This is a genomic window from Saccharothrix sp. BKS2 (genome assembly GCF_047689505.1).
Taxonomy (GTDB): Bacteria; Actinomycetota; Actinomycetes; order Mycobacteriales; family Pseudonocardiaceae; genus Actinosynnema; species Actinosynnema lopnurensis.
This window is the reverse complement of record NZ_JAUQOL010000007.1, coordinates 67,810-87,161: the sequence shown is the minus strand read 5'-3', so window position 1 is coordinate 87,161 and position 19,352 is coordinate 67,810. Positions and strand designations below refer to the sequence as shown.

General features: G+C 72.0%; 20 protein-coding genes. 2 read left to right on the top strand and 18 right to left on the bottom strand.

Annotated features, from left to right (window positions below):
* Positions 1 to 292 precede the first annotated feature (292 nt).
* The 14 genes from Q5530_RS16515 to Q5530_RS16450 all read right to left on the bottom strand — a co-directional run bounded on the left by Q5530_RS16515 (position 293) and on the right by Q5530_RS16450 (position 12,709).
* Positions 293 to 3,283, bottom strand: coding sequence for a BTAD domain-containing putative transcriptional regulator (locus Q5530_RS16515; protein WP_415363175.1), 2,991 nt, complete (start codon positions 3,281 to 3,283; stop codon positions 293 to 295).
* A 51-nt stretch (positions 3,284 to 3,334) separates the two neighbouring features.
* The gene (locus Q5530_RS16510; protein WP_415363174.1) at positions 3,335 to 3,772 is read right to left on the bottom strand and encodes a hypothetical protein; all 438 of its coding nucleotides are present in this window, start codon (positions 3,770 to 3,772) and stop codon (positions 3,335 to 3,337) included.
* 50 nt (positions 3,773 to 3,822) lie between these two features.
* A complete protein-coding gene (locus Q5530_RS16505) occupies positions 3,823 to 4,212 on the bottom strand; it encodes a hypothetical protein (RefSeq protein ID WP_415363173.1) in 390 nt (129 codons plus the stop codon).
* A gap of 68 nt (positions 4,213 to 4,280) precedes the next feature.
* Positions 4,281 to 4,787, bottom strand: coding sequence for a TadE/TadG family type IV pilus assembly protein (locus Q5530_RS16500; RefSeq protein ID WP_415363172.1), 507 nt, complete (start codon positions 4,785 to 4,787; stop codon positions 4,281 to 4,283).
* A gap of 5 nt (positions 4,788 to 4,792) precedes the next feature.
* Positions 4,793 to 5,245: a TadE/TadG family type IV pilus assembly protein gene (locus tag Q5530_RS16495; protein WP_415363171.1), complete on the bottom strand. Its 453-nt coding sequence runs from the start codon at positions 5,243 to 5,245 to the stop codon at positions 4,793 to 4,795.
* Between the two features lie 5 nt (positions 5,246 to 5,250).
* The gene (locus tag Q5530_RS16490; RefSeq protein WP_415363170.1) at positions 5,251 to 5,439 is read right to left on the bottom strand and encodes a hypothetical protein; all 189 of its coding nucleotides are present in this window, start codon (positions 5,437 to 5,439) and stop codon (positions 5,251 to 5,253) included.
* Between the two features lie 48 nt (positions 5,440 to 5,487).
* Entirely contained in the window at positions 5,488 to 6,393 is a 906-nt protein-coding gene (locus tag Q5530_RS16485) for a type II secretion system F family protein (protein WP_415363169.1), read from the bottom strand.
* Positions 6,394 to 6,398: 5 nt separating this feature from the next.
* Entirely contained in the window at positions 6,399 to 7,319 is a 921-nt protein-coding gene (locus Q5530_RS16480; RefSeq protein ID WP_415363168.1) for a type II secretion system F family protein, read from the bottom strand.
* The gene (locus tag Q5530_RS16475) at positions 7,316 to 8,860 is read right to left on the bottom strand and encodes a CpaF family protein (RefSeq protein ID WP_415363166.1); all 1,545 of its coding nucleotides are present in this window, start codon (positions 8,858 to 8,860) and stop codon (positions 7,316 to 7,318) included. The genes Q5530_RS16480 and Q5530_RS16475 overlap by 4 nt, the downstream gene beginning before the upstream one ends.
* Positions 8,857 to 9,759 carry a chromosome partitioning protein gene (locus Q5530_RS16470; RefSeq protein ID WP_415363165.1) on the bottom strand — a complete coding sequence of 301 codons (903 nt, stop codon included), beginning with the start codon at positions 9,757 to 9,759 and terminating at the stop codon, positions 8,857 to 8,859. Before Q5530_RS16470 ends, Q5530_RS16475 begins: the two co-directional genes overlap by 4 nt.
* Positions 9,759 to 10,256 carry a hypothetical protein gene (locus Q5530_RS16465; RefSeq protein WP_415363164.1) on the bottom strand — a complete coding sequence of 166 codons (498 nt, stop codon included), beginning with the start codon at positions 10,254 to 10,256 and terminating at the stop codon, positions 9,759 to 9,761. Before Q5530_RS16465 ends, Q5530_RS16470 begins: the two co-directional genes overlap by 1 nt.
* 330 nt (positions 10,257 to 10,586) lie before the next feature.
* Positions 10,587 to 11,426 (bottom strand): hypothetical protein, encoded by an 840-nt coding sequence (locus Q5530_RS16460; protein WP_415363162.1) that lies wholly within the window; start codon positions 11,424 to 11,426, stop codon positions 10,587 to 10,589.
* Positions 11,420 to 11,989 carry a hypothetical protein gene (locus Q5530_RS16455; protein WP_415363161.1) on the bottom strand — a complete coding sequence of 190 codons (570 nt, stop codon included), beginning with the start codon at positions 11,987 to 11,989 and terminating at the stop codon, positions 11,420 to 11,422. Before Q5530_RS16455 ends, Q5530_RS16460 begins: the two co-directional genes overlap by 7 nt.
* Positions 11,990 to 12,052: 63 nt before the next feature.
* Complete coding sequence (locus tag Q5530_RS16450; protein WP_415363159.1) at positions 12,053 to 12,709, bottom strand: prepilin peptidase; 657 nt, start codon at positions 12,707 to 12,709, stop codon at positions 12,053 to 12,055.
* Between the two features lie 129 nt (positions 12,710 to 12,838).
* Between Q5530_RS16450 and Q5530_RS16445 the strand changes: the two genes are divergently transcribed.
* Together Q5530_RS16445 and Q5530_RS16440 are read left to right on the top strand one after the other, a co-directional pair.
* Entirely contained in the window at positions 12,839 to 15,229 is a 2,391-nt protein-coding gene (locus Q5530_RS16445; RefSeq protein ID WP_415363158.1) for a tetratricopeptide repeat protein, read from the top strand.
* 11 nt (positions 15,230 to 15,240) lie between these two features.
* The gene (locus Q5530_RS16440) at positions 15,241 to 16,542 is read left to right on the top strand and encodes an FAD-binding protein (RefSeq protein WP_415363157.1); all 1,302 of its coding nucleotides are present in this window, start codon (positions 15,241 to 15,243) and stop codon (positions 16,540 to 16,542) included.
* 67 nt (positions 16,543 to 16,609) lie between these two features.
* Here Q5530_RS16440 and Q5530_RS16435 read toward each other — a convergent pair whose 3' ends face one another.
* The 4 genes from Q5530_RS16435 to Q5530_RS16420 all read right to left on the bottom strand — a co-directional run bounded on the left by Q5530_RS16435 (position 16,610) and on the right by Q5530_RS16420 (position 19,334).
* On the bottom strand, positions 16,610 to 17,428 hold the full coding sequence (locus tag Q5530_RS16435; protein WP_415363156.1) for a helix-turn-helix domain-containing protein: 819 nt from the start codon (positions 17,426 to 17,428) through the stop codon (positions 16,610 to 16,612).
* 362 nt (positions 17,429 to 17,790) lie between these two features.
* Positions 17,791 to 18,105, bottom strand: a complete 315-nt coding sequence (locus Q5530_RS16430; protein WP_415363155.1) for a transcriptional regulator — start codon at positions 18,103 to 18,105, stop codon at positions 17,791 to 17,793.
* A gap of 24 nt (positions 18,106 to 18,129) precedes the next feature.
* Positions 18,130 to 18,405, bottom strand: a complete 276-nt coding sequence (locus Q5530_RS16425) for a zinc finger protein (RefSeq protein ID WP_415363154.1) — start codon at positions 18,403 to 18,405, stop codon at positions 18,130 to 18,132.
* Positions 18,402 to 19,334: a helix-turn-helix domain-containing protein gene (locus Q5530_RS16420; protein WP_415363153.1), complete on the bottom strand. Its 933-nt coding sequence runs from the start codon at positions 19,332 to 19,334 to the stop codon at positions 18,402 to 18,404. The genes Q5530_RS16425 and Q5530_RS16420 overlap by 4 nt, the downstream gene beginning before the upstream one ends.
* Positions 19,335 to 19,352: the final 18 nt, after the last annotated feature.

The window sequence follows — 19,352 nt, the reverse complement described above, 5'->3', positions numbered from 1 at the left end:
GCACGGTCAACTCTTATCCATCGTCGAAGATCTGTCGGACATGCACGTCATCCAGCACGATAGCATTCATTCACATACCCCCCTAAAACACTCGAAAGAACCCTGCGGCGCACTCGAGTGTTGTCGAGACTTTTCGGCGGGGTCAACGAGGATGCTCTGGCGGACTTTCCGGCGGAGTCGTGCACGGGCCGGCGACCGGCCGGTGTCGCCCCGTTTTCCTGCACCGTCCGGTCCGGCTTTCGCGGGGCGGGTACCGCCGGCGGGCGGGAGGTGTCCCGACTCGGTGCGTTCGTCATCCGGTCCCGCGGTGTGCGCGGTCGGTCTTCGACGGGTGGGGGTTGTCGGTGTCGTGGCGGCGGCGCAGCCGTTCGGCCAGGTCGACGGTCTGCGGGGTGGGCTGGTCCTTGATCTCGGCCAGCCGGGTGGTCAGCAGGGTCAGGGTGCGGGGGATGGCGTCGGGTTGGCCGAGGCGTTCCTGCAGCCGCATGATGTCGCGGTAGATCAGCTCGTTGTGCGGGTCGAACGCCCGTGCCATCTCCAACAGGTCCAGCGTCCGCCGCGGGTCGTCCTCGACCAGGGCGCGGGCGAGGGCGGCCACGGCGTCGATGGCGTCGCGGCGGATGGCCTCGCGGGCGGTTTCGAGCCACTCGGTGCTCAGTCCGTCGGCCAGCGGGCCGGTGTAGTCCTCGACGATGCGTCGGTAGGCGTCGATGCGGTCCTTCTCGGTGGTGGCGGTGCGGCGGGCGGTCACGGCGTCGGCGAAGCGGTGGTAGTCGACCTCCACGAGGGCGGGGTCCAGGCGGCAGCGGCCCTCGCCGGTGAGCACCACGTCGGACATCGCGCCCCCGGTCGCCGCGGTCAGGGCGCGGCGCAGCCGGGTCAGGCCGGTGTTCATGGTGTTGGTGGTCTTGTCCGGTGGGCTGGTGGCCCACAGGGCGGCGATGAGCGTCTCGCGGCTGGCGCCGTCGGGGTGTAGCGCCAGGAACACCAGCAGCTCGCGCGTGCGGGGTTGGAACGCCGAGGTGATCTCGCGCTCCTCCTCCTCCGTGTCCCCTGTCCCAGGGCGCCACCACACCCGTGGAGGTCCCAGCACGCTGATCCGCAGGGGCGGGAGGTCCGCGTCGGGTATGTCGCCTGTTCGGTCGCGCTCGGCGGCGGCCCGGGAGGTCGCGGGGTTGACCGGCTCGACGACACCGGGCGCGTCGGCGGGTATGTCTGTTCGTTCTTCCCGCGTGGCTGTGGGCCGGTCTGGTTGTGGATGAAGGATTTCCAGGCCGGTGTCAATTCGTGGGGACACGTCGACGGGGACGGCGGGCTCCGAGGCGGTGCCGCCGGGGAGGTACTGCTCGCACGGCCCGGCACCCGGCTCGGTGTCGAGGTCGGGGGCGGGGTCGGCGTGGTGCAGCAGGGTCATCAGGTCGGCGGTGTGGTCCTCGCCGAGGCGGAACATCGCCGTGCCGCGCAGGGGTTCGCCGAGGCCGGGGTTGGTGGTGGAGACGGTGCCGTCGGCGCGGACGTAGGCGGTGATGCCGGCGGGCCATGGGCCCAGCAGCAGGCCGGTCACGCCGACACCGCATCCGTTGTCCAGGATCGCTTGCAGACGCCGATGCCGGCCCTCGGGCGTGCGTGCCACCAGCACGAAGGGCGGACAGCCAGTGTCGTGCGATCGTCCGGACCGGCCGGTGCGCATCAGGGTTTCGGCTTCCAGGGCGTCCAGGGCCGTGTCCAGGTCGGCCGTCACGTGCACGCTTGCCGGCAGCGGTGCCCGGGTTGCCCGGCGGCCGAGCAACGGGGCGAGGTCCTGGGCCGGAACGACGATCCGGGCCGCTTCGGTCGTCGTGGTCAAGACGGTGATCAGCAGGGCGCGGGCCGCGGCGGCGGCACCCGCGCCGATCAGTCCCAGGCCCCGCGCCGCGGCCAGGCTCAGGGCGATTTCCCGGCCATCGCGCACGCCCACGGGGAACACCGGCCGCTGATCGTCCCGGGCCGTGTCGTCGGGGTCGGGCACCACTCGCGGTGCTGGTGCGCGCTGCGGTCGTACGTTCGTCGGATCCGGATCCGGATCCGGATCCGGGTCGTCGGGGTCGGGCTCGTCGTCGGGGTTGGTGCGCAGGTGCGCCAGTCGCAGTTGGTAGACCACGGGTGCGACGGGCAGGTCGGTGCGGTCGCCGCTGCCGGGCCGGTAGCGGCGGCGGTGGCGTCTGCGGGCGAGGGTCAGCGCGGCGCTGACCGCCGAGGCCAGGCCGAGCCCCACGAACAGCTCCTCGCCCCAGCCGAATCCCGGCTCGCCGGGTGCCCGGGGTGCCTCCGTGTCCGGCTGCACCTGCGGGGGTGGCGCTTGTGGGAGGTGGGGTGTCCGCGTGGTCGGGTAGGCCGGTGTCGTCGGGCTGCCGGGTGACGGAGTGCCCGGCGAGGGCTGCGTCGTGGGGGGTGGAGCGGGCCGGTGGGAAGGCATCGGGGGTGTGGTGGCGTTCTGGGGCAGGGCCATTTCCTCGCCGGGGAAGATGAGGCCGGGTTGGGTGAAGGTGCCGCCGTCGGGTTGGGGTTTGCCCTTGTTGAGCTCGTAGATCTCGGGCCAGCGGTGGCCGTCGCCCAGGGTGCGTTGCGCCATCCGCCACAGCGAGTCGTGCAGGCCGGTGCTGGGGTCGTAGGGCAGCACTACAGCCGACGTCGCGGGAGTGCGCCGCGCCGGCGCGCCGGAATCGGGGTGACCGGAAGCGGTGTGGGTGGCCGATCGGATGTCCGGGGTGCCCTGCTGCGACGGGTGTTGCCGGGCCGGTGCGGTCGCCACCACCTCGCGGCCGGTGTCGGGCCCGGTTGGCGGGCCGGCGGGGGTGGCGGCGGCGCGGTGGCCCAGGATCGAGATCAGGGTCGCGCCGACGAGCACGGCGGCGATCCGGCGCACGGGTCCGGCGGCGGGCACCTGCGGGATGCGTGCGTGGCGGGCCACGTCGGCGGCGCAGCGGACGGTGTCGAGGGTGAAGCGGGCCCACAGCAGCCACCCGGCGCAGGCCAGGACGTCGAGCAGGCACACCGTGCTCATCCGGGCCGACAGCACGCCCCGCACGTCGGCCCGGGAGGGCAGGTGGTCGGGCAGGGGCCAGCCAATGAAGTGCACCAGCGCCCACGGCAGCCCGGCCAGCAGGCCGACCAGGAGCGCGGTGGCCGCCAGGGCTCGGGCCGGGCCGGCGGCGGCTGCGAGGAGGCGGCCGGTGGCGCGCCACCCGGGTGCGCGCGGTGGTCGTCGCGGTTCTCGGCGGGTGGTGCGGGATGCTGTGGTCACGGCGTGCTCGATTCCGCGGCGTTGCCGGGGCTGGTGCGTGGCGGGCCCGTCTCACCGGACCTGGTCCGCGACCCGCGCCGGCGGGTCGGAGACCTCGGCGGCGGCGGGCGCGGGCTCGCGGGGTGTCGGTGTCCGGCCGGTCGCGGGGGTCCTCGACGTGGCAGGTCCCGGGGTGGGCTCGTGCGGGGTGCCGGCCGCGGCGGTGGAGAACTTCCGGCGCCGGCCGCGGGTGGGTTTGCGGCCGGCGAGCCATCCGGTGAGGTCGGCGACCTTGAGGTCGGTGAACTCGGCCAGTTCGTCGAGGTCGATGACGTCCTGGGCGTCGGCGAGGACGTCGCCGAGTTCGCGTTCGACCTGCTCGAGTTGGTCGACGACGGCGGCCCGGCGGCGGGCCAGCTCACCGACCCGTTGGGCGGCGGCGGCTCGGCGGGTGCTGCGGGCGGTGTCAGCGGTCTCGACGCGCCGCCGGATTTCCTCGGGTGTGGCCATTCCGCTTTCTCCTTGATCGTGGTCGCGTCGGCTGTGGCGGGGGGATGAGGTCATGGTTCGATCGCGGTCACGCCGCGTTGCGGATGGGCGCTGCCCTGTCCGTGCACCCGCAGCGACCCGATCCCGACCAGGCCGAGCAGCTGGGTGGGCTGGGAGGCGGTCACGGTGACCGTCACGGTGTCGCCGGAGACGGTGACCGTGCCGGTGACGCCCTCGGCCGCCAGGTGCGCCCGGGCTGCCGTCACCGCCTGGTCGGGCATCACCCGGAGGGTTCCGCTGCCGCGGTAGGCGGTCAGGTCGACGGCCTGGGCGCCGGCGCGGGCGGCGGCCTCGGCCTGACCGGTGGCGCGCACCGCCGCGGCCAGGGCCAGACCGCCGTCCAGGGTGAGCCCGGCCAGGGCGAGGACGCCGGTGGTGAGCACGACGACGAACGAGGTCACGTGTCCCTCGTCGGCGTGCCGCCGGCGGCGTGGGGCCGTCGGCTGCCGGTGCGGCCGGTCGCGGTGGCTCACGGCGTGCTCCCGGTGTTCGTCGAGCGCCACGTGTCGACCGGTTCGACGGCGTCGGCGGTGAGCCGGGTGCCGCCGGGTATGCCGAGGATCAGGGCGTCGCCGAAGTCGACCTGGCAGGACACGGTCACCCCGACCGTGCCGCCGGGGCGCAGGCCGCCGGTGGTGGCGGTCACCGACAGGGACGTGCAGGACACGCCGGCCTGTGCCAGCGCGTTCGCGGCCGTGGAGCGGGCGGCGGCGGTGGCGGCGGACGGGGTGCGTTCGATGCTGGCGGCGCGGGCGGCCTGGTGGGCGGCGTCGTCGAGGCGGATGCGGGCGTCCACGCCCCGGTGGACGAGCACGCCGACGAACACCAGCAGCATGATCAGCAGCGGGGTGGCGAGGGTGATGTCGGCGGCCGCGGAGCCGTCGTCGGCGCGCCACCATGCCGCCCGCCCCGGGCGGGCGGGGCGGCACCGGTCGGGGTGTCCTGGTGTCCCGGTGTGTGCGTGTGGTCGGGTCATCGCGGTCATCCGCTTGTCGGGTCGGGGACGAAGCGCTCGACCGGTCCGTCGGCTTCGGCGTGCACGGGCAGGCGCAGGAACGGCACGACCGGGGTGGCGGTTCCGGTGACGCGCACCGACGCCGAGGTGGCGCCCCGGTCGGCGGTGACGGCCGCGCCGCGCAGCGGACCGCCCGCGAGCCGGTCGAGGATCCGCCGCGCGCTCGCCGTGCCCGCCGCGGTGGTGCCGTGCTGGGCTCGTGTGGCGGCCAGGCCCTGTGCGGCGGCGGCCTGGGCGATGTGGGTGGCGTGCGACCAGAGCGCGAACTGCACGATGGCCAGCAGCATCAGCACCAGCAGCGGGGTGGCGATCACCAGTTCCGCGCCGACCGAGCCGCGCTCGCCTCGCAGCGCCCGCCGGGTCCGGTCTGCCCACCTGGCACGCCCCGGTGCGGTGGGGACGGTGTTCTCGTGGCTCATGGTGGTCACAAGGTGATGCCGTTGGCCTTGTCGGTGACCTTGGCGACGACGATCGCGATCACGGCCAGGGCGGCGACGACGAGCAGCGCGGTCACCAGGACGGTCTCGGTCGAGTACCCGGCCTCCGGGTGCCGACGCAGCTGCTCCCACCGGGCTCGCAGCACCGTCCACATCGCTTGCACCTGCGGGTTCATCGGGTTCTCCTTCGTTGCGGTTCACGGGTTCGTGGTGTGCTCGCAGGGTCACAGGCCGTTGAGGACCTGGGTCAGCGCCGGGTAGGCGATGAAGGCCAGGAAGCCGAGGAACAGGGCCATGACGGGCAGGCTCATGCGTTCGGTGGCGGCGTGGGCCCGGGCTTCGGCGTCGGTGGTCTGGTGGGTGCGCAGCGCGTGGGCTTTGGCTGCCAGTGAGGCGCGGACCTTGGCGCCCTCGGTGCCGGCCAGGCTGACCGAGGCGGCGAGTTCGGTCAGCTCGGTGATGTCGAGTTCCTCGCCGAGGCGGCGCAGCGCGGTCCACGGGGTCGTGCGGGTCAGGCGGGCGGTGTCCAGGGCGCGGCGCAGCCGGTCGAACGCCCAGCCGCGGCCGACGGTCACCGAGTCGCCCAGGGCGCTGTCGACCCCGGCGCCGCCGGACAGGGCGATCCACACCAGGTCCAGGTAGGCCGACAGGGCGTGGCGGAACCCGACGCGCAGCCGGGTCGCGGCGGCGCGGGCGCGCAGGTCGGGCAGCACGAACCCGAGCCCGGCCGACACCAGAGCGGCGATGACCGGAAACCCGAGACCGGGGTCGAGCCCGGCGGCGAGGACCGCGGTGGGCAGGGCGGGCAGCAGCAGCCCGGTGACCGCGAGGACGGCCTTCTCCGCCAGGTGGGTGGAGGGCGGGCGGCCGAGGACGGCCAGGTCCCTGCCCAGGCGGGGGCCGGGCAGGCCCAGGGCGCGCAGCGGGGCGACGGCGGGGCGGCCGAGCCGGGCGACCCGACCGGTGTCGTCGGCGGCCGGGATCGGCGCGGGCTCGGGCGGTGCGGGGGTGGGGGGTGCGGTGGCGCGGGTCAGCACGGTACCCAGGGCCGGGCGGGGCGGGAACAGGAAGACCGCCAGGGCCCACAACCCGATGCCGCAACCGGCACCCAGGGCGACGGGGGTGATCATGGTGTTCACCGTCGGCCTCCGATGGTCGTCGCCACCGGCCGTGGGGCGGTGGTGTCGTGGTCCGTGCCGGTGGACAGGAAGCGGTCGGGCTGGGTCACGCGGGCGATGCGGGACAGCCAGACGAACCCGAGCACGAACAGCAAGCCGATACCCAGCAGCACGATCTGCCCGCTCGCGTTGTCGTAGGCGCTCATGTAGTCGCGGTTGAGCAGCACCACGGCGGCGGCGAACGCGCACGTGGTGCCGACGATGACCCGCACCGAGGTCCGCGTGCGGGCACGTCCGGCCTCCACCCGCATCCGCATCGAGGCTTGGCCGCGGGCGGCGTCGGCCAACGAGCCGAGCAGGTCGGCCAGCCGGCGGGTCTGCTGCTCGGCGGCCAGTACCAGCGCGGCGATGACCAGGTCTCCGACCGGGTCGTCCAGCCGCTCCCCCAGCGCGCGCAGCGCGTGGGCCAGGCGTTGCCCGTTCCCGATATCGGTGGCGAGTTCGCCGACCTCGCCGCGGATCGCGGCGGGCACCAGCGGGGCGGTGGCGAGGACGGCCTGCTCCAGCCCGGCGGCGGCTGACAGCGTGTCCCGCAGCATCTCCGTCCAGGTCGCGATGGCCTCGATGCGAGCCACCCGACGGGCGTGCTCGGGGTCTGCGCCCAGCACCCGGGGCAGCGCCCAGGCCGCCAGGGCGGCCAGCACGGCGCCCACGACCCACCCGGTCAGCAGACCGGTCGCCACCCCGGTGGCCGCCGCCAGGCACAGGCGCGGGCCGCGGTGTCGATCGGCGGCGCGGGCTCGGGCGCGGCGGGGGTGGTGGAGCACGACGCCGCGGCAGCCGAGGACCACCAGCAGCACGCCCAGGGCGGTGCCCAGGCCGAGCAGCGCGGCCGTGGCGGTCGTGGGACCGACGGTGGCGGAAGCCGTGGGGGTCATGGCGCCCACCAGCCCTCGGGGTTCTCCAGCACGTCGGGGTCGAAGCCGGCGTCGACCAGGTCGTCGAGGGTGTCGCCGCGCACCGCGCCGGCCACGGGTCGGGCGCGGTGGTCGGGGCCGGGGCGGTAGATCTCGTTGGAGATCACCTGTGGGCCGTCGGCGCCGACGACCTCGCGGATGGAGGACACCACGCGGGTGCGGCGGTCCTGGGCGCGGGCCAGGTGCACCACGAAGTGCACCGCCGAGGCGACCAGCAGGTTCGTGGCCTCCAGCGGCAGGCGTTCGGCGCCCTGGGCGGCGTAGGAGGCCAGCCTGGTGAACGCGATCCGGGAGCTGGAGGCGTGCAGGGTGGCCATCGAGCCGTCGTTGCCCTGGGACATGGCGTTGCACATCGGGATGACCTCCGGGCCGCGGATCTCCCCGACGATCACTCGGTCCGGTGACATGCGCAGGCCCCAGCGCACGAGGTCGGCCTGGGAGACCGCGCCCTCGCCCTCGACGTTGGGTTCGCGGGCCTGGAAGGCGGTCACGTCGGCGTGGACGTCCGGGTCGTGGTCCAACCCGAGTTCGAAGGCGTCCTCGATGGTGACGATCCGCTCCAGCGGGTCCATCTCCGAGGCCAGTGCCCGCAGCAGCGTGGTCTTGCCCGCCCCGGTGCCACCGGTGATCAGGATGTTCTTGCGGGCCCGCACCAGTGCCCGCAGCAGCGCTTCCAAGCCGGGGTCGAGGGTGCCGCGGCGACGCAGCTCCGGGAGGGTGACGGTGAGGTAGCCGTGGCGGCGGATCGACACCGCCGTCACCCCGCCCGCGGTCAGGCCCATCACCGCGAACAGCCGCTCACCGCCGGGCAGCTGGAGGTTGACCGCCGGAGAGCCCTGGTCGAAGCGGCGCTCCTGGCTCGACGCCCTGGCCGCGAGCAGCCTCACCAGGTCGGTGAGCTCCTCGTTGGAGCCGGCGATCGGAGCGGCTTGGGCGCGGCGGCCGTCGTTGTACTGCACGAACACCCGGTCGAAGCGGTTGGCGTTGACCGTCTCCACGGTCGGGTCCTCCAGCAGCGGCTGCAACCCCGCCATGCCGAACAACTCGTTGACCACCTCCCCCACCACCCGCTGCTCGACCTCGCGGGGCAGCAGCCGGCGACCCGCGGCCAGCTCGCGCTCGGTGTGCACGCGCAACGCCTCCTCCAGCAGGCCCCTGGCCAGCTCGCGGCGGGCCTCGGGGGTGGCGGTGGTGCCGGTGCGGTCCTGCTGGTCGGCCACCCACCGCGGCAGCTCGGCGTTCACCCGCTCCCGCAGGTAGCGGCGCAACCCGGTCGTGGCGGCCGCGAGGTCCACGGTGTCGTTCTCGGCGTCGTGATACCGCGGCGCCCCGCCCGAGCCAGCTTCGGGAACGACGTCGCCGAAGCCGGCGAACGGCTGCCGGTCGAGGGGCTGCCGGTCGTGGGGCTGCCGGTCGAGGGGCTGGGGGTCGTGGGGCTGTGGGTCGTGGGGCTGTGGGTGGGGCCATGTGGTGGCCGGGTGGTGGCCGGTCGGGTGGGTCATGACGTCCGACCTCCTCCGGGCTCGTGCCGATCGGGTAGCGGACCGGGTACGGGACGCAGGCCGTAGGGCGAGACCGCGGCAGGCGGAAGTCCCGGGATCGGGTGCCAGGCCGCGACCGGTACCGGAGAGGCAGGACCGGTCTGGTGCGGGATGGGCGCGGGCGGCCGTGCGTGGGCGGCCAGATCCACGGCGACCTCGTGCGCGCAGCGGCCCAACGCCGAACGCGAGGGGCTGTGTCGCCACCGGCGCGGGGTGTGCGGTCGCCCGCACAACGCGGCCGCGCCGTGCGGGTCGTGCGGCACCCGCCCCAGTGGCGTCACGCCGAGTTCGCGGACGACCTCGGCGCCGCTGTAGCCCTCACCCACCAGCAGCAGCACCGGGCGCGGGCTCCACCGGCCCACCGCGGGCAGCCGCCGCGGCAGGTGGGCGAGGTCCTCGGCGTGGGCGTGGGAGAGCAACACCAGCGCGTCGGCCGACCGCACGATCGGCAGCGCCGGTGAGCCGGGGTCGGCACGCCCGCAGTCGACCACGACCACGCTGCCGGGCTGGTCGGCCGCCACGCGCAGGACACCGGGACCACCGGCCGGATCCGGGGCCAGCGCGGACAGCGCCGCGCGGGTCTGTTCGGCATCCGGTGGCGCGGCGAGCACCGGCAGACCACCGGGAAGTCGTTGGGTGTGCCGCCACACCAGCTCGGCGTCGACGCCCTGCCTCGCGGCGGCGGCCAGGCTCACCAGACCGGGAGCCGAAGGCAGCGAGAACCTCACCCCCAGGTCCCCACCGGACGGGTCGGTCTCCACCACCAGCGCGCGAGCCGGGGCGGGCCAGCGGGCCGCCAGGGCCACGGCGAACGTGGTCGCACCCGGCGAGCCCTTCAACGACAGGACCGCGACCAACATCAGCGACCACCCCCGGCGGAGAGCACCACGATCGACAACTGCCCGACCGGCACCGCGGCCACCCGGCGGGCGGCGGCCTCAGACAGCTGCACCGACACCACCGTTGCCTGCTCATTGGGCGCGGTGGTCACGCCGACCACCACGGCCGGCCACACCGGGCCGCCCTCACCGGGCGGGCCGGTGGCGGCACCCGCCTGACCCGGTACGAACACCACCGCCACCCGCGCACCGGCGGCGACCTCGGGCGGGAACTGACCGGGCCTGAGCGCCAACGCGGCAACGGCCTGGCCGGCAACAGGAACAACGGCAGCGCCGACCGAGGCGGGCGTCAGCAGCGCCCCGGCCGACACACCGGTGGCCATCGGCCGGCCCACCACCGTGGCCACCAGATCGGCGCCCACCACGGCCACACCCGCGTCGACCGCAACGCCGACCTCCCGCAGATCCCCCGCGGTCAGCACCTGTCCCACCGAGACGTCACGGGCCAGCGCGAGCACGGCCCGACGGTCACCGGAGTGCAGCGAGACCAGCACGAACCCGCCCACACAGACCACCACCAGCAGCACCCCAAGCACCAGGTACGGGACACCGCGGCGGCTTGTGGGCCGCAGCCGCGCGACAGGTGGTGTTCTGCCGCCGGTCCAGCGGCCGGTGGCCGTGCCGGCGGAACGGTCGGTGCCCGGCCGCGACGTGGTGTCGGTACTCATGCCGAAACCTCCAAAGGCAAGGGGGTGGCGCGCCGCGTCGCCAAAGACCGATCGGCGAGCGGAACGGGGATTCGCTGTGGGGTGAAGCGGATGTGGGTCGTCGGTGGCCGGGGGTGCCGGTCAGCCGACGCCGTTGTTGAGCGCCTGGGACTCCGCCACTCGGAAGCTCGCGGTGCCCGTGGTTGTCATACCCGGGAACGTCCCGCCCTGGCCCGCGCCGGACCAGGTGACCGTCCAGTGCACGGTCGCCGACACCGGGAACGCCTCACCCGGCCGGTCGGCCGACGAGCGGCGGTAGACGTGGCCGCAGTCCGGCGAGGACGCCGTCGGATCCGTGCCCGCCATGTAGGCAGTACCCGGACCGGTACAGCTCACCGTTGAACCGTCCCCCATCGACCAGCTCACCGACACCGGCCTGGCCGTCGCCATCACCGACACACCGGGAACCGACGCGCTCTCCGACACCTCCCGCCACCCACCGGCCAACCACAACCACGTCGGCAAGTGCACCAACTGCGTACCGACGGGATTCCGGGCGATCTGGACCGAGGGCAGGCGCAAGCGTTCACGAGCCGTCTGCGCCAACTGCTCCGGCGAGACCGTGGAGGTGCTGTCCTCAGCGACCCACACCGGACCGTGGGACAGCGGGTCCTTGCCATCGCTGGAGCACAACACGATGAACCAACCGCCGGGCCCCTCCGGCTGCCCGGCTGGATCCTGGTAGTCGACCGGGACGCGGCGGCAGCCCCAGTACGGGTCGTCGCTGTCGTGTCCGAAGAGCGGCTCCGCGTTGCCGGGACGTCCGGTGACCGGGCCCGGCCGGTCACCGATTCCGACGCCGAGTTCGCAAGTGGGAGAGGGGCGTTGAGAGCAGTTCACTCCGCCCCATGGTCCTGCCCATGCGGGGGAAGAGGTCGTCAGCAGCAGGACGAGCGCTCCGGCGGACGCACGCTTCAACATGTCTCCACCTCGTGCACGCCGAAGTCGCTGACCTTCCACGATCCGTCGGCCTGCTTGTCCACTACCGCGTTGATGCGTCGCCTGGTGTCCGGCTTGTCGTCCACCGGCTGCCCGGTATCGGCGTAGTGCTCGGTCCAGTTCGTCGAATCACCGCAGTCGGTGACGACGACCTTGGCCGGGGATTCCTCGGGCTCCACCGAGGCCACGGTGGGGGTCAAGACGGGTTGTCCTCGGGTGATGATTCCTCGTTGGCTGTACCCGAACAACGCCTGGGTCAGGGTGGACAGTGCCGTACCGGTGGCGTAGAGAGCCAATTCGGGTGATTGCCAATCGGCTGTCATGCCGGCCGTGGCGAAGGAAGCCCACATCCGGCGGTAGGTGTGCACGCCTTGTTCTCGGGCCGCTTCGGCCGGGCCAGGTGTTTGGGTGGGCTCCTGGGGCAGGAGGGCGGTGTCCGCTCGGGTGGGTGTGCCGGATTCGGTGGAGGCGTCGGGAGTTGACGGGTTGCACGCCACCAGGAGGAGGACGACGAGAGCGGTCGCGGTGCTGTGGAAGATCATCATGTCGTTCCTCAGGTCGAGGTCGTGGTGGCGTAAGGGAAGGCACATTGGCGGGTTCCTGAGTGGTCAAGGCGTCACGAGGGTGAGGAGCGCGCCGCCGACGACGGCCGGGCCGAAGGCGAAGCGGTCGTCCCGGCTGATCCGTCGGGTGGCGAGGAGGACCGCGCCCACCACCGAGCCCAGGAACAGTGCGAGCACGACCCCGCGAAGCACGTGGGACCAACCGACCCAGCCGAGGTAGAGGGCGACCGTTCCCAACAGCTTGATGTCGCCGGCTCCGAGGGCCCCTGGGGCGGTGACAGCCACGGTCAGTCCGCCGATGAAGACGACGGCGGCAGCGGTGATCGCTCGCAGCAGTGCGATGACCCGGCCTTCTTCGGCCGCGGCGTAGGAGAAGATCACCAATCCCCCGACCAGCATCGCGGTCACCAGGGGATTGGGCAGGCGGTGGTGGATCCAGTCGGTCATCATCAGTTGTGTTCCGGTCACCGCCAACCACGACGATGCGGCCAGCAGCGGAGCACTGGCGAGCTGGTGGTCGAGGACGAAGATCCCCGCCACGAGAACAAGGCTCACCGTAAATGTTTCTCGCGAGATTATGATCTTGTTCGGGTGGGCGAGGCCGCATTCGGGCTCGCCTCGATGCGCCGCCTTCGTGATGGGCGTGGTTATCACCGGGCCGTAAATGATCCCGGCAACCGACCACGCCAGCTCGACCAACATGTTCCACACCTCCCAGTCGCAACGCAGAGCGACCAACTTCGCACCGAGCAGACCACCGTTCACCCGATAGGGGTGTCATGGGCTCGTTTTGGCCGCCGGTACCTGTCCCTCGCGCATATCCTCGAAGTCTTGCCGATCACCGGGGACGTCATCCCCACTGCCGTCAACGGTGACGAAGTCGCCCGGAGCGGACAAGGAGGGAGATGTATTCGGATGAACGGAATAACGAATACAGCGAAGACGCCCGCTCCGACGCGTTCCTTCGGGGAGGAACTGCGGAGGCTGCGTGGGGCGATGACCTTGCGGCGGTTCGCCGAGTTGAGCCACTTCAGCTCGGGGCACATCAGCAACGTGGAGAACGGCACGAAGCCGCCGACGGAGGAGTTCGCCAAGGCGTGCGACTCGGCGTTGGGGACCGAGGGCGCACTGCTGGCGCTGTACCTGCGCACCTGCGACCGCGTCGACCACGGCAAGAGGCCGCGTCCGGCACAACTGCCGCCGTCACCGCGGTTGGTCGGGCGCGCCGGCGTGCTGAGGGCCCTCGACGAGCACTTGCGAAGGTACGGGGATGCCACGTCGGCCACCGTGATGGCGTTGGACGGTCAAGCAGGTGTCGGCAAGACCTCGTTGGCGGTCGCCTGGGCGCACGAGGTGAAGGACCGGTTCCCGGATGGGGTGTTCTTCGTCGACCTGCACGGCTACTCGGCCGATGGCGAACCGGTCGAAGCCGCCGAGGTGCTGGAGGACGTCCTCAAGGCCCTGGGTGTCCCGTCCGAGTCCATGCCCGCCACGACGGAGCGACGATCCGCGTTGCTGCGGACACGCCTGGACGGCTCGCGCACCCTGCTGGTGCTGGACAACGCGGCCCGCGCCGAGCAGGTCAGACCGCTGATCCCCGCCGCACCCGGTTGCCTGGTGCTGGTGACGAGCAGGCAGCGCATGGCGACCTTGGCCGTGCGACACGGTGCCTTCTGCATGACGGTCGACCCGTTCGACCGGGCCGACGCTGTGATGCTGCTGCGCGATGTCGTCGGCTCGACACGCGTGGACGCCGAACCTGCGGCAGCCGACCGCATCGTCACCCTGTGCGGAGGTCTCCCGCTGGCGGTGCGCGTCGCCGCTGAACGCATCGCGGCGAGCCGGCACCTGACCCTGGCCGGACTCGCCGAGGACCTCTCCGATGTCAATCAGCGCTTGGACGTGCTGTCACCCGACGACGTCGAGGCGGCCGTGCGCGCGGTGTTCTCCTGGTCCTTCCGCGCGCTCGAACCCGACGCGGGGCGCCTGTTCCGCCTGCTGAGCCTGCACCCAGGCCGCGAGTTCGGCATCGACTCGGCCTCGGTGCTGGCTCAGTGCGAGACCGCCAAGACCGTTCGCATGCTCGACACGCTGGTGCGTGGACACCTGCTGCAGGAGGCAGGCCGGCACCGCTTCCGCTTCCACGACCTGTTGAGGGACTACGCGGGTGAGCAGGCGCTCGCGATGGAGTCGGGTGAGGTAGCCGCCGTCAGGCGTCGCCTGTTGGAGTGGTACCTGCAAGCGGCTGCGGCGGCGAATCGCGTCATGTCCCCTCACCGCTGTTTCCCCCAGCTGACCGTCGTCGATACGGGGTGTGCGGTGCCGGACTTCGCCACTGCCGGTGATGCGGTGCGGTGGTGCGAGGTCGAGTTGGCCAACCTGGCCGCTGCGACCGTGCAGGCGATCTCGCTGGACCTGGACACCGTCGCCTTCGGGCTTCCACTGGTGCTGACCGGCTACCTCTACCGACGCAACCCGTGGAGTACGTGGCTGGCACCTCTGACCGCGAGCCTGGACCGGGCGCGGCACCAGAACGACCTGCCCGCGCAAGCGTGGATCCTCAACAACCTGGGCAGTGGTTACCTCGATCAGCACCGGCTCGACGAGGCGATGCGGTGCTTCCGGGAAGAACTCGGTATCCGGCAACGCCTGGACGACCGCAGCGGCCAGGCTTGGTCGCGCATCGGGCTCGGCCGGGTCCACCAGGCAGGCGGTGAGCACCGGGTGGCGATCGAGCACCACCGACTCGCCCAGGCCATTTTCGAACGGCTCGACGAGCGGTGGGCGTGGGCCATCGCGAAGTCCTACATCGCCGATGCCCACCGTGCGATGGGCGAGTGCGACCTCGCGCTCGACGGGTTGACCCAAGCGGTCGTGGTCCTGCACGACCTCGGCGATCGTCAGTCCGAGAGCTGTGCCTTGGACAAGCTCGGCGACGTCCACCGGGATCTGGGTGACCTGCGCGGCACCGTCGGCTACCTCGAGCAGGCGCTGACGGCCAGCATCTCGGTGGTCGACCTGTGGGGCAGGGCCGTGTTCCTGCGCAAGCTCGGCGACGTCCACCACGAACTCGGAGAAGACGACAAAACACGCCAGGCATGGACCGAGGCGATAGAACTGTTCGAGGCGCTGGGCGATGCCCGGGCCCGCAGCATCCGTGCCCAGTTGACCGCACTGGACCACGAGCCCGTCCCGAGCCAGCGACGGGAATATCGAACCTGAGGAGGGTGCCCGTGCCCGATCAGACCACCTGGTACTTCGACCCCGCCGGCCACCGCCTCATCCAAGAGAAAGCGCCCGGTGCAGTGGCGCTCCCCGCGCTGGACGGAATCCTCGACACCGGGGACACCGCGCTCGCGTGGGCCGTGGACGACTTCGGGCGCACCACCGCCCTCCCCCCTCCGCTCGGCGTGCTCCGTCCCGGCTCGGTCGACGACATCAGCACGGTGCTGCGCTTCGCCGGCGAGCACGGCATCGCGGTGGTCGCCCGGGCCGAAGGCCACTCCACCTCAGGTCAAGCCCAGGCGCCCGCCGGGATCGTGCTCGACATGCGCGGCCTGAACGCCGTGCACCTCGTCACCGCCGACCGCATCGTGGTCGAGGCCGGCGCGCGGTGGAGCCAGGTCCTGGAGACGACCCTGCCGCTGGGCGCCGCTCCCCCGGTGCTGACCGACTACCTGGAGCTGTCCGTGGGCGGCACGCTCTCGGTCGGCGGCATCAGCGGCGCCACCCACCAGCACGGCCTGCAGACCGACAACGTCCTCGAACTCGACGCCATCACCCACGACGGCGTCCACGTCACCTGCTCACCCGACACCAACCCCGACCTGTTCGAGGCGCTGCGCGCCGGCCGGGGCCACCACGGGATCATCGTGCGGGCCACCCTGCGCCTGGTCCCCGCCCACACCCACGCCCGCTGGTACCGCCTGCGCTACCACGACCTCGACACCTTCCTGGCCGACCAGCGCACCCTCATGACCGAAGGTCGCTTCCACCACCTGGAAGGCCAGGCCACACCGGAACACGACGGGACGTGGACCTACCGCATCGACGCCGCCATCTACTTCACCCCACCCGCCACACCCGTGCGGGAACAGCTGCTCGCCGGACTCGCCGACCAGCGCGACGCCCTGGAGATCAACGACCTCACCTACCATGGCTTCCAGAACCGCCTGGCCCCAGGCGTGGAACTGCTGCGCACCCTCGGCCCCTGGCAGGGTCCCCACCCGTGGCTCAACCTGCTCCTGCCCGACCACACCGCCCGGCAGGTCCTCGCCGAGACCTTCTCCACACTCACACCCGCGGACCTCGGCGACGACGGCGTCATCCTGGTCTACCCGGTACCGCGCTCACGCATCCGGACACCGCGAGTCCGGCTCCCCGAAGCACCGATCGTCTTCCTGTTCGCCATCCTGCGCTCCACACCACCCGACGACGCAACGGCCCTGAACGCCAGGGTGCAGGCCAACCACCGCGTCCAGCACCGGGCCACTGCAGCCGGCGGAACCGTCTACCTCGGCGCCATCGAAACCTGACTCCCACATTCCTTCCCATCTGAGTCCGAGGTAGACGGTTCGACAAGACTCACAGGTCCGTGGTGGTTCATGCGGAGTTCGCCAGGTCCAGCAGCAGGGTGCGGGATTCGGCGCCGGGCAGGGCGTTTTCCAGGAGTCGGGTGGCCATGTCGCGGTAGTGCTCGACCAGGTCGGGGCGGTCGAGGAACAGGGTGCAGGACACGGTCCTGACGTGGACCACGGGCCGGTGGGTCCTGGCCTTCATCAGGGTGAAGGCCACCTGTTCCCAGTGGCCGGCCGGTGCCGAGACAGGCATGATCCGCACGGTCGTGTCGCGGTCGGGCAGGTGTGCCAGGTGGTGCAGCTGTTCGGCGATCGTCTGGCGGTCGCCGTGCAGGTGCCACAGGGTGGACTCCCGGACGACGAAGGTGCGCCGTGTCGAAGGCGAAGGCCGGAACGACCGATGCCGCCGCAGGCCGGCGGCGAGCCGTTGTTGCGCCTCGGCGGGGGTCGTGGTGCCGTCGCGGGCAAGCAGTTCGCGAGCGTAGTGTTCGGTCCGCAGGTGTACGGGCAGGGAGATGATGTCGTAGACGAAGAGGTCGTCGGCGGTCGCCTCGTGCAGCAGTGCGGCGTCGACGCCGTCTGCTTCGCCGATGTCGTGGGGTTGGATCAGCCATCCCGTTTCGGGCTGGCCGTAGAGTGCCATCACCCGTGTGTAGGTCTGGGTGTTCACCCGGTAGGTGCCCAGCAGGCGGGCCAGGGCGTGCTGGTCGATATCCTGTCGGCCGTCTTCCACGGCGTGGATCCAGTCGACCGGCCTGTGCAGCAGGGCGGCGGCTGTGGTCTGGTCGGCTCCGAGCCGCTCGCGTGCGTTGAGCAGTTCGCGGCCCAGGACCCTGGTGCGCACCGTCGAAAACGGTGACGGAGAACTCGTCGTGCTCACAATGCATCTCTTCCACTCATGACACCGTCACCAGGATCCGGCCATGTCCGGACATCCGGGTCGGACCAGGGCTACTGACGGCGATCGGTTCCGGACGCCACCTCGGCCGACACTCCGAAATGCGTAACCCACTCGCGCTTTGCGATGCCCAGCCAGCGGTCTTCTTCACCGGGTCTTCCGTGCCGGGGGCAGTGCTTGCCTGCCGCAGTCACCGCTTACCCCGAACTCCGTGCGATGCCGACCCGGCACGTACTCACGCGACCGACTTTCGGGTAACCGGACCGCGGTAGGCGGGGTCCAGGCCGCCGCCATGTCGGGTCGGATGGTCACGACCCGACCGCCGGATTCCTGCGGCGCGGTGTGGGGCGGCGGGTGGTCGTGCGGCGTCGGCCCGTGCCCGGTGTGTCGGTGGCGGGCGGTACTTTTTCGATGGTGAACAGATCGTCGAAGGTCAGTGGCGCCAGGGCGGTGAGGGCGCCTGCGATGAACGCCGGGCCGGGTTGCAGGTGGCCGGCCAGGACGCGGGTGACGGTGCTGCGGTTGACCTGCATCTCCCTGGCCAGGGAGTAGTCGGAGAAGAACCTGGCTTTTCTCAGCGCGGCGAGGAATGCCTCGCCGCGCAGGCGGATCGTGTAGGGCATCGTGGTGTCGTTTCCGCGGTGGTGTCAGGTGTGGGTCGCCTGCCGGGGTTCTTCCTTGGGCTGCCGGTGGTGTGGGGTGCGTTGGCGGGGGAACAGCGGGATGCCTTCGTAGTTGCGCCAGGCGGTGTCGCAGTCGGTGCAGGTGGGCCAGCACCACTCCTGATTGCCCAACCGTGTGGCGGGAATGGTCAGTTCCTCGCCGCACAGGGTGGTGGTGGCCTGTAGCGGGACCGCGCCGTGGGTGACGGCGTGGCGGTGTCCGTCGTACGGCTGCCAGCGGAACGGGCGCAGGACCGTCATCGGAGCCGCCCTTGATAGACATCCGCCCAGTGGGCCAGGGCCTTGCCCGATTCCTGCTCGCTCAGGGCCAGGCGGGTGAGGTGGCGCATCTTGTCCCGCAGGCGGGTGACCATGCGCGAGTCGTCGTGGAAGACCGTGGCCAGGTCGGTCTCGGTGTAGGCCAGCGGGCGTTGCGGGTGGGGGAAGGTCAGCAGTACGGCCGGGTGCGACAGCGCCGGGTGTGCCACGGCCGTGGCGGGGACGACGCGCACGGTGGTGTGGGACGCGCTGTGCAGCGAGGTCAGGCGCAGCAGCTGGTCACGCATCATGTCGGCGTCGCCGACGAGGTGACGCAGGGCGTTCTCGTGCAGGTAGACGGTGAGGTGCGGGCCGCGGCGCAGAGCCAACGCCTCCTGCCGTGCCCTGCGCCTGCGCACCAGGGCCTGGTCACCGGTCAGGGCCAGGGCGTACGCCTCGGTCTGCACCAGGGCCGGGATGGTGAGGGGTTCGTAGACGGTGATCGAGGTGGCGGTGGCCTCGTGCAGGGTCAGGGCGGTCAGGTCGTCGGGGCCGGTGTGGTGCGGGCGCAGGAAGCTGCCGGTGTCGGGTTCGACGACCAGGGCCAGGATCCGGTCCCGGGTGGCCTTGTCCGCGCCGCAGCGACCGACCAGGGTGCCGATCTCCCAGACACTGGTGCCCCGGCTGCCGGTCTCCAGCTTCGACAACTTGCCCAACGACCAGCCCAGGGCCTCGCTCACCCAGCCGGACGACAGATTCGCCTCGCGCCGGATCCGGCGCAGCTCCTCCCCCAACTCCCGACTACGGGCGGTACTCATCCTTACGAAGGGCTTGTCCGGGCGCTCCTCGGCGCTGCTCTCGGCGGTGGCGGTGTTCTCGGCGGTGGCGGTGGCGGTGTTCTCACTGTTGGTGTTGTTGGCGGTGTGCTGCATTCGGGGTCCTCGTTGTGC

Bases quoted from the DNA above. Each gene is read 5' to 3' on its own strand.
- Q5530_RS16475 (WP_415363166.1), bottom strand. From the start codon at position 8,860: ATGACCCACCCGACCGGCCACCACCCGGCCACCACATGGCCCCACCCA.
- Q5530_RS16460 (WP_415363162.1), bottom strand. From the start codon at position 11,426: ATGTTGAAGCGTGCGTCCGCCGGAGCGCTCGTCCTGCTGCTGACGACC.
- Q5530_RS16470 (WP_415363165.1), bottom strand. From the start codon at position 9,759: ATGTTGGTCGCGGTCCTGTCGTTGAAGGGCTCGCCGGGTGCGACCACG.
- Q5530_RS16490 (WP_415363170.1), bottom strand. From the start codon at position 5,439: ATGAACCCGCAGGTGCAAGCGATGTGGACGGTGCTGCGAGCCCGGTGG.
- Q5530_RS16500 (WP_415363172.1), bottom strand. From the start codon at position 4,787: ATGACCCGACCACACGCACACACCGGGACACCAGGACACCCCGACCGG.
- Q5530_RS16430 (WP_415363155.1), bottom strand. From the start codon at position 18,105: ATGCCCTACACGATCCGCCTGCGCGGCGAGGCATTCCTCGCCGCGCTG.
- Q5530_RS16425 (WP_415363154.1), bottom strand. From the start codon at position 18,405: ATGACGGTCCTGCGCCCGTTCCGCTGGCAGCCGTACGACGGACACCGC.
- Q5530_RS16510 (WP_415363174.1), bottom strand. From the start codon at position 3,772: ATGGCCACACCCGAGGAAATCCGGCGGCGCGTCGAGACCGCTGACACC.
- Q5530_RS16450 (WP_415363159.1), bottom strand. From the start codon at position 12,709: ATGTTGGTCGAGCTGGCGTGGTCGGTTGCCGGGATCATTTACGGCCCG.
- Q5530_RS16455 (WP_415363161.1), bottom strand. From the start codon at position 11,989: ATGATGATCTTCCACAGCACCGCGACCGCTCTCGTCGTCCTCCTCCTG.
- Q5530_RS16420 (WP_415363153.1), bottom strand. From the start codon at position 19,334: ATGCAGCACACCGCCAACAACACCAACAGTGAGAACACCGCCACCGCC.
- Q5530_RS16495 (WP_415363171.1), bottom strand. From the start codon at position 5,245: ATGAGCCACGAGAACACCGTCCCCACCGCACCGGGGCGTGCCAGGTGG.
- Q5530_RS16480 (WP_415363168.1), bottom strand. From the start codon at position 7,319: ATGACCCCCACGGCTTCCGCCACCGTCGGTCCCACGACCGCCACGGCC.
- Q5530_RS16485 (WP_415363169.1), bottom strand. From the start codon at position 6,393: ATGATCACCCCCGTCGCCCTGGGTGCCGGTTGCGGCATCGGGTTGTGG.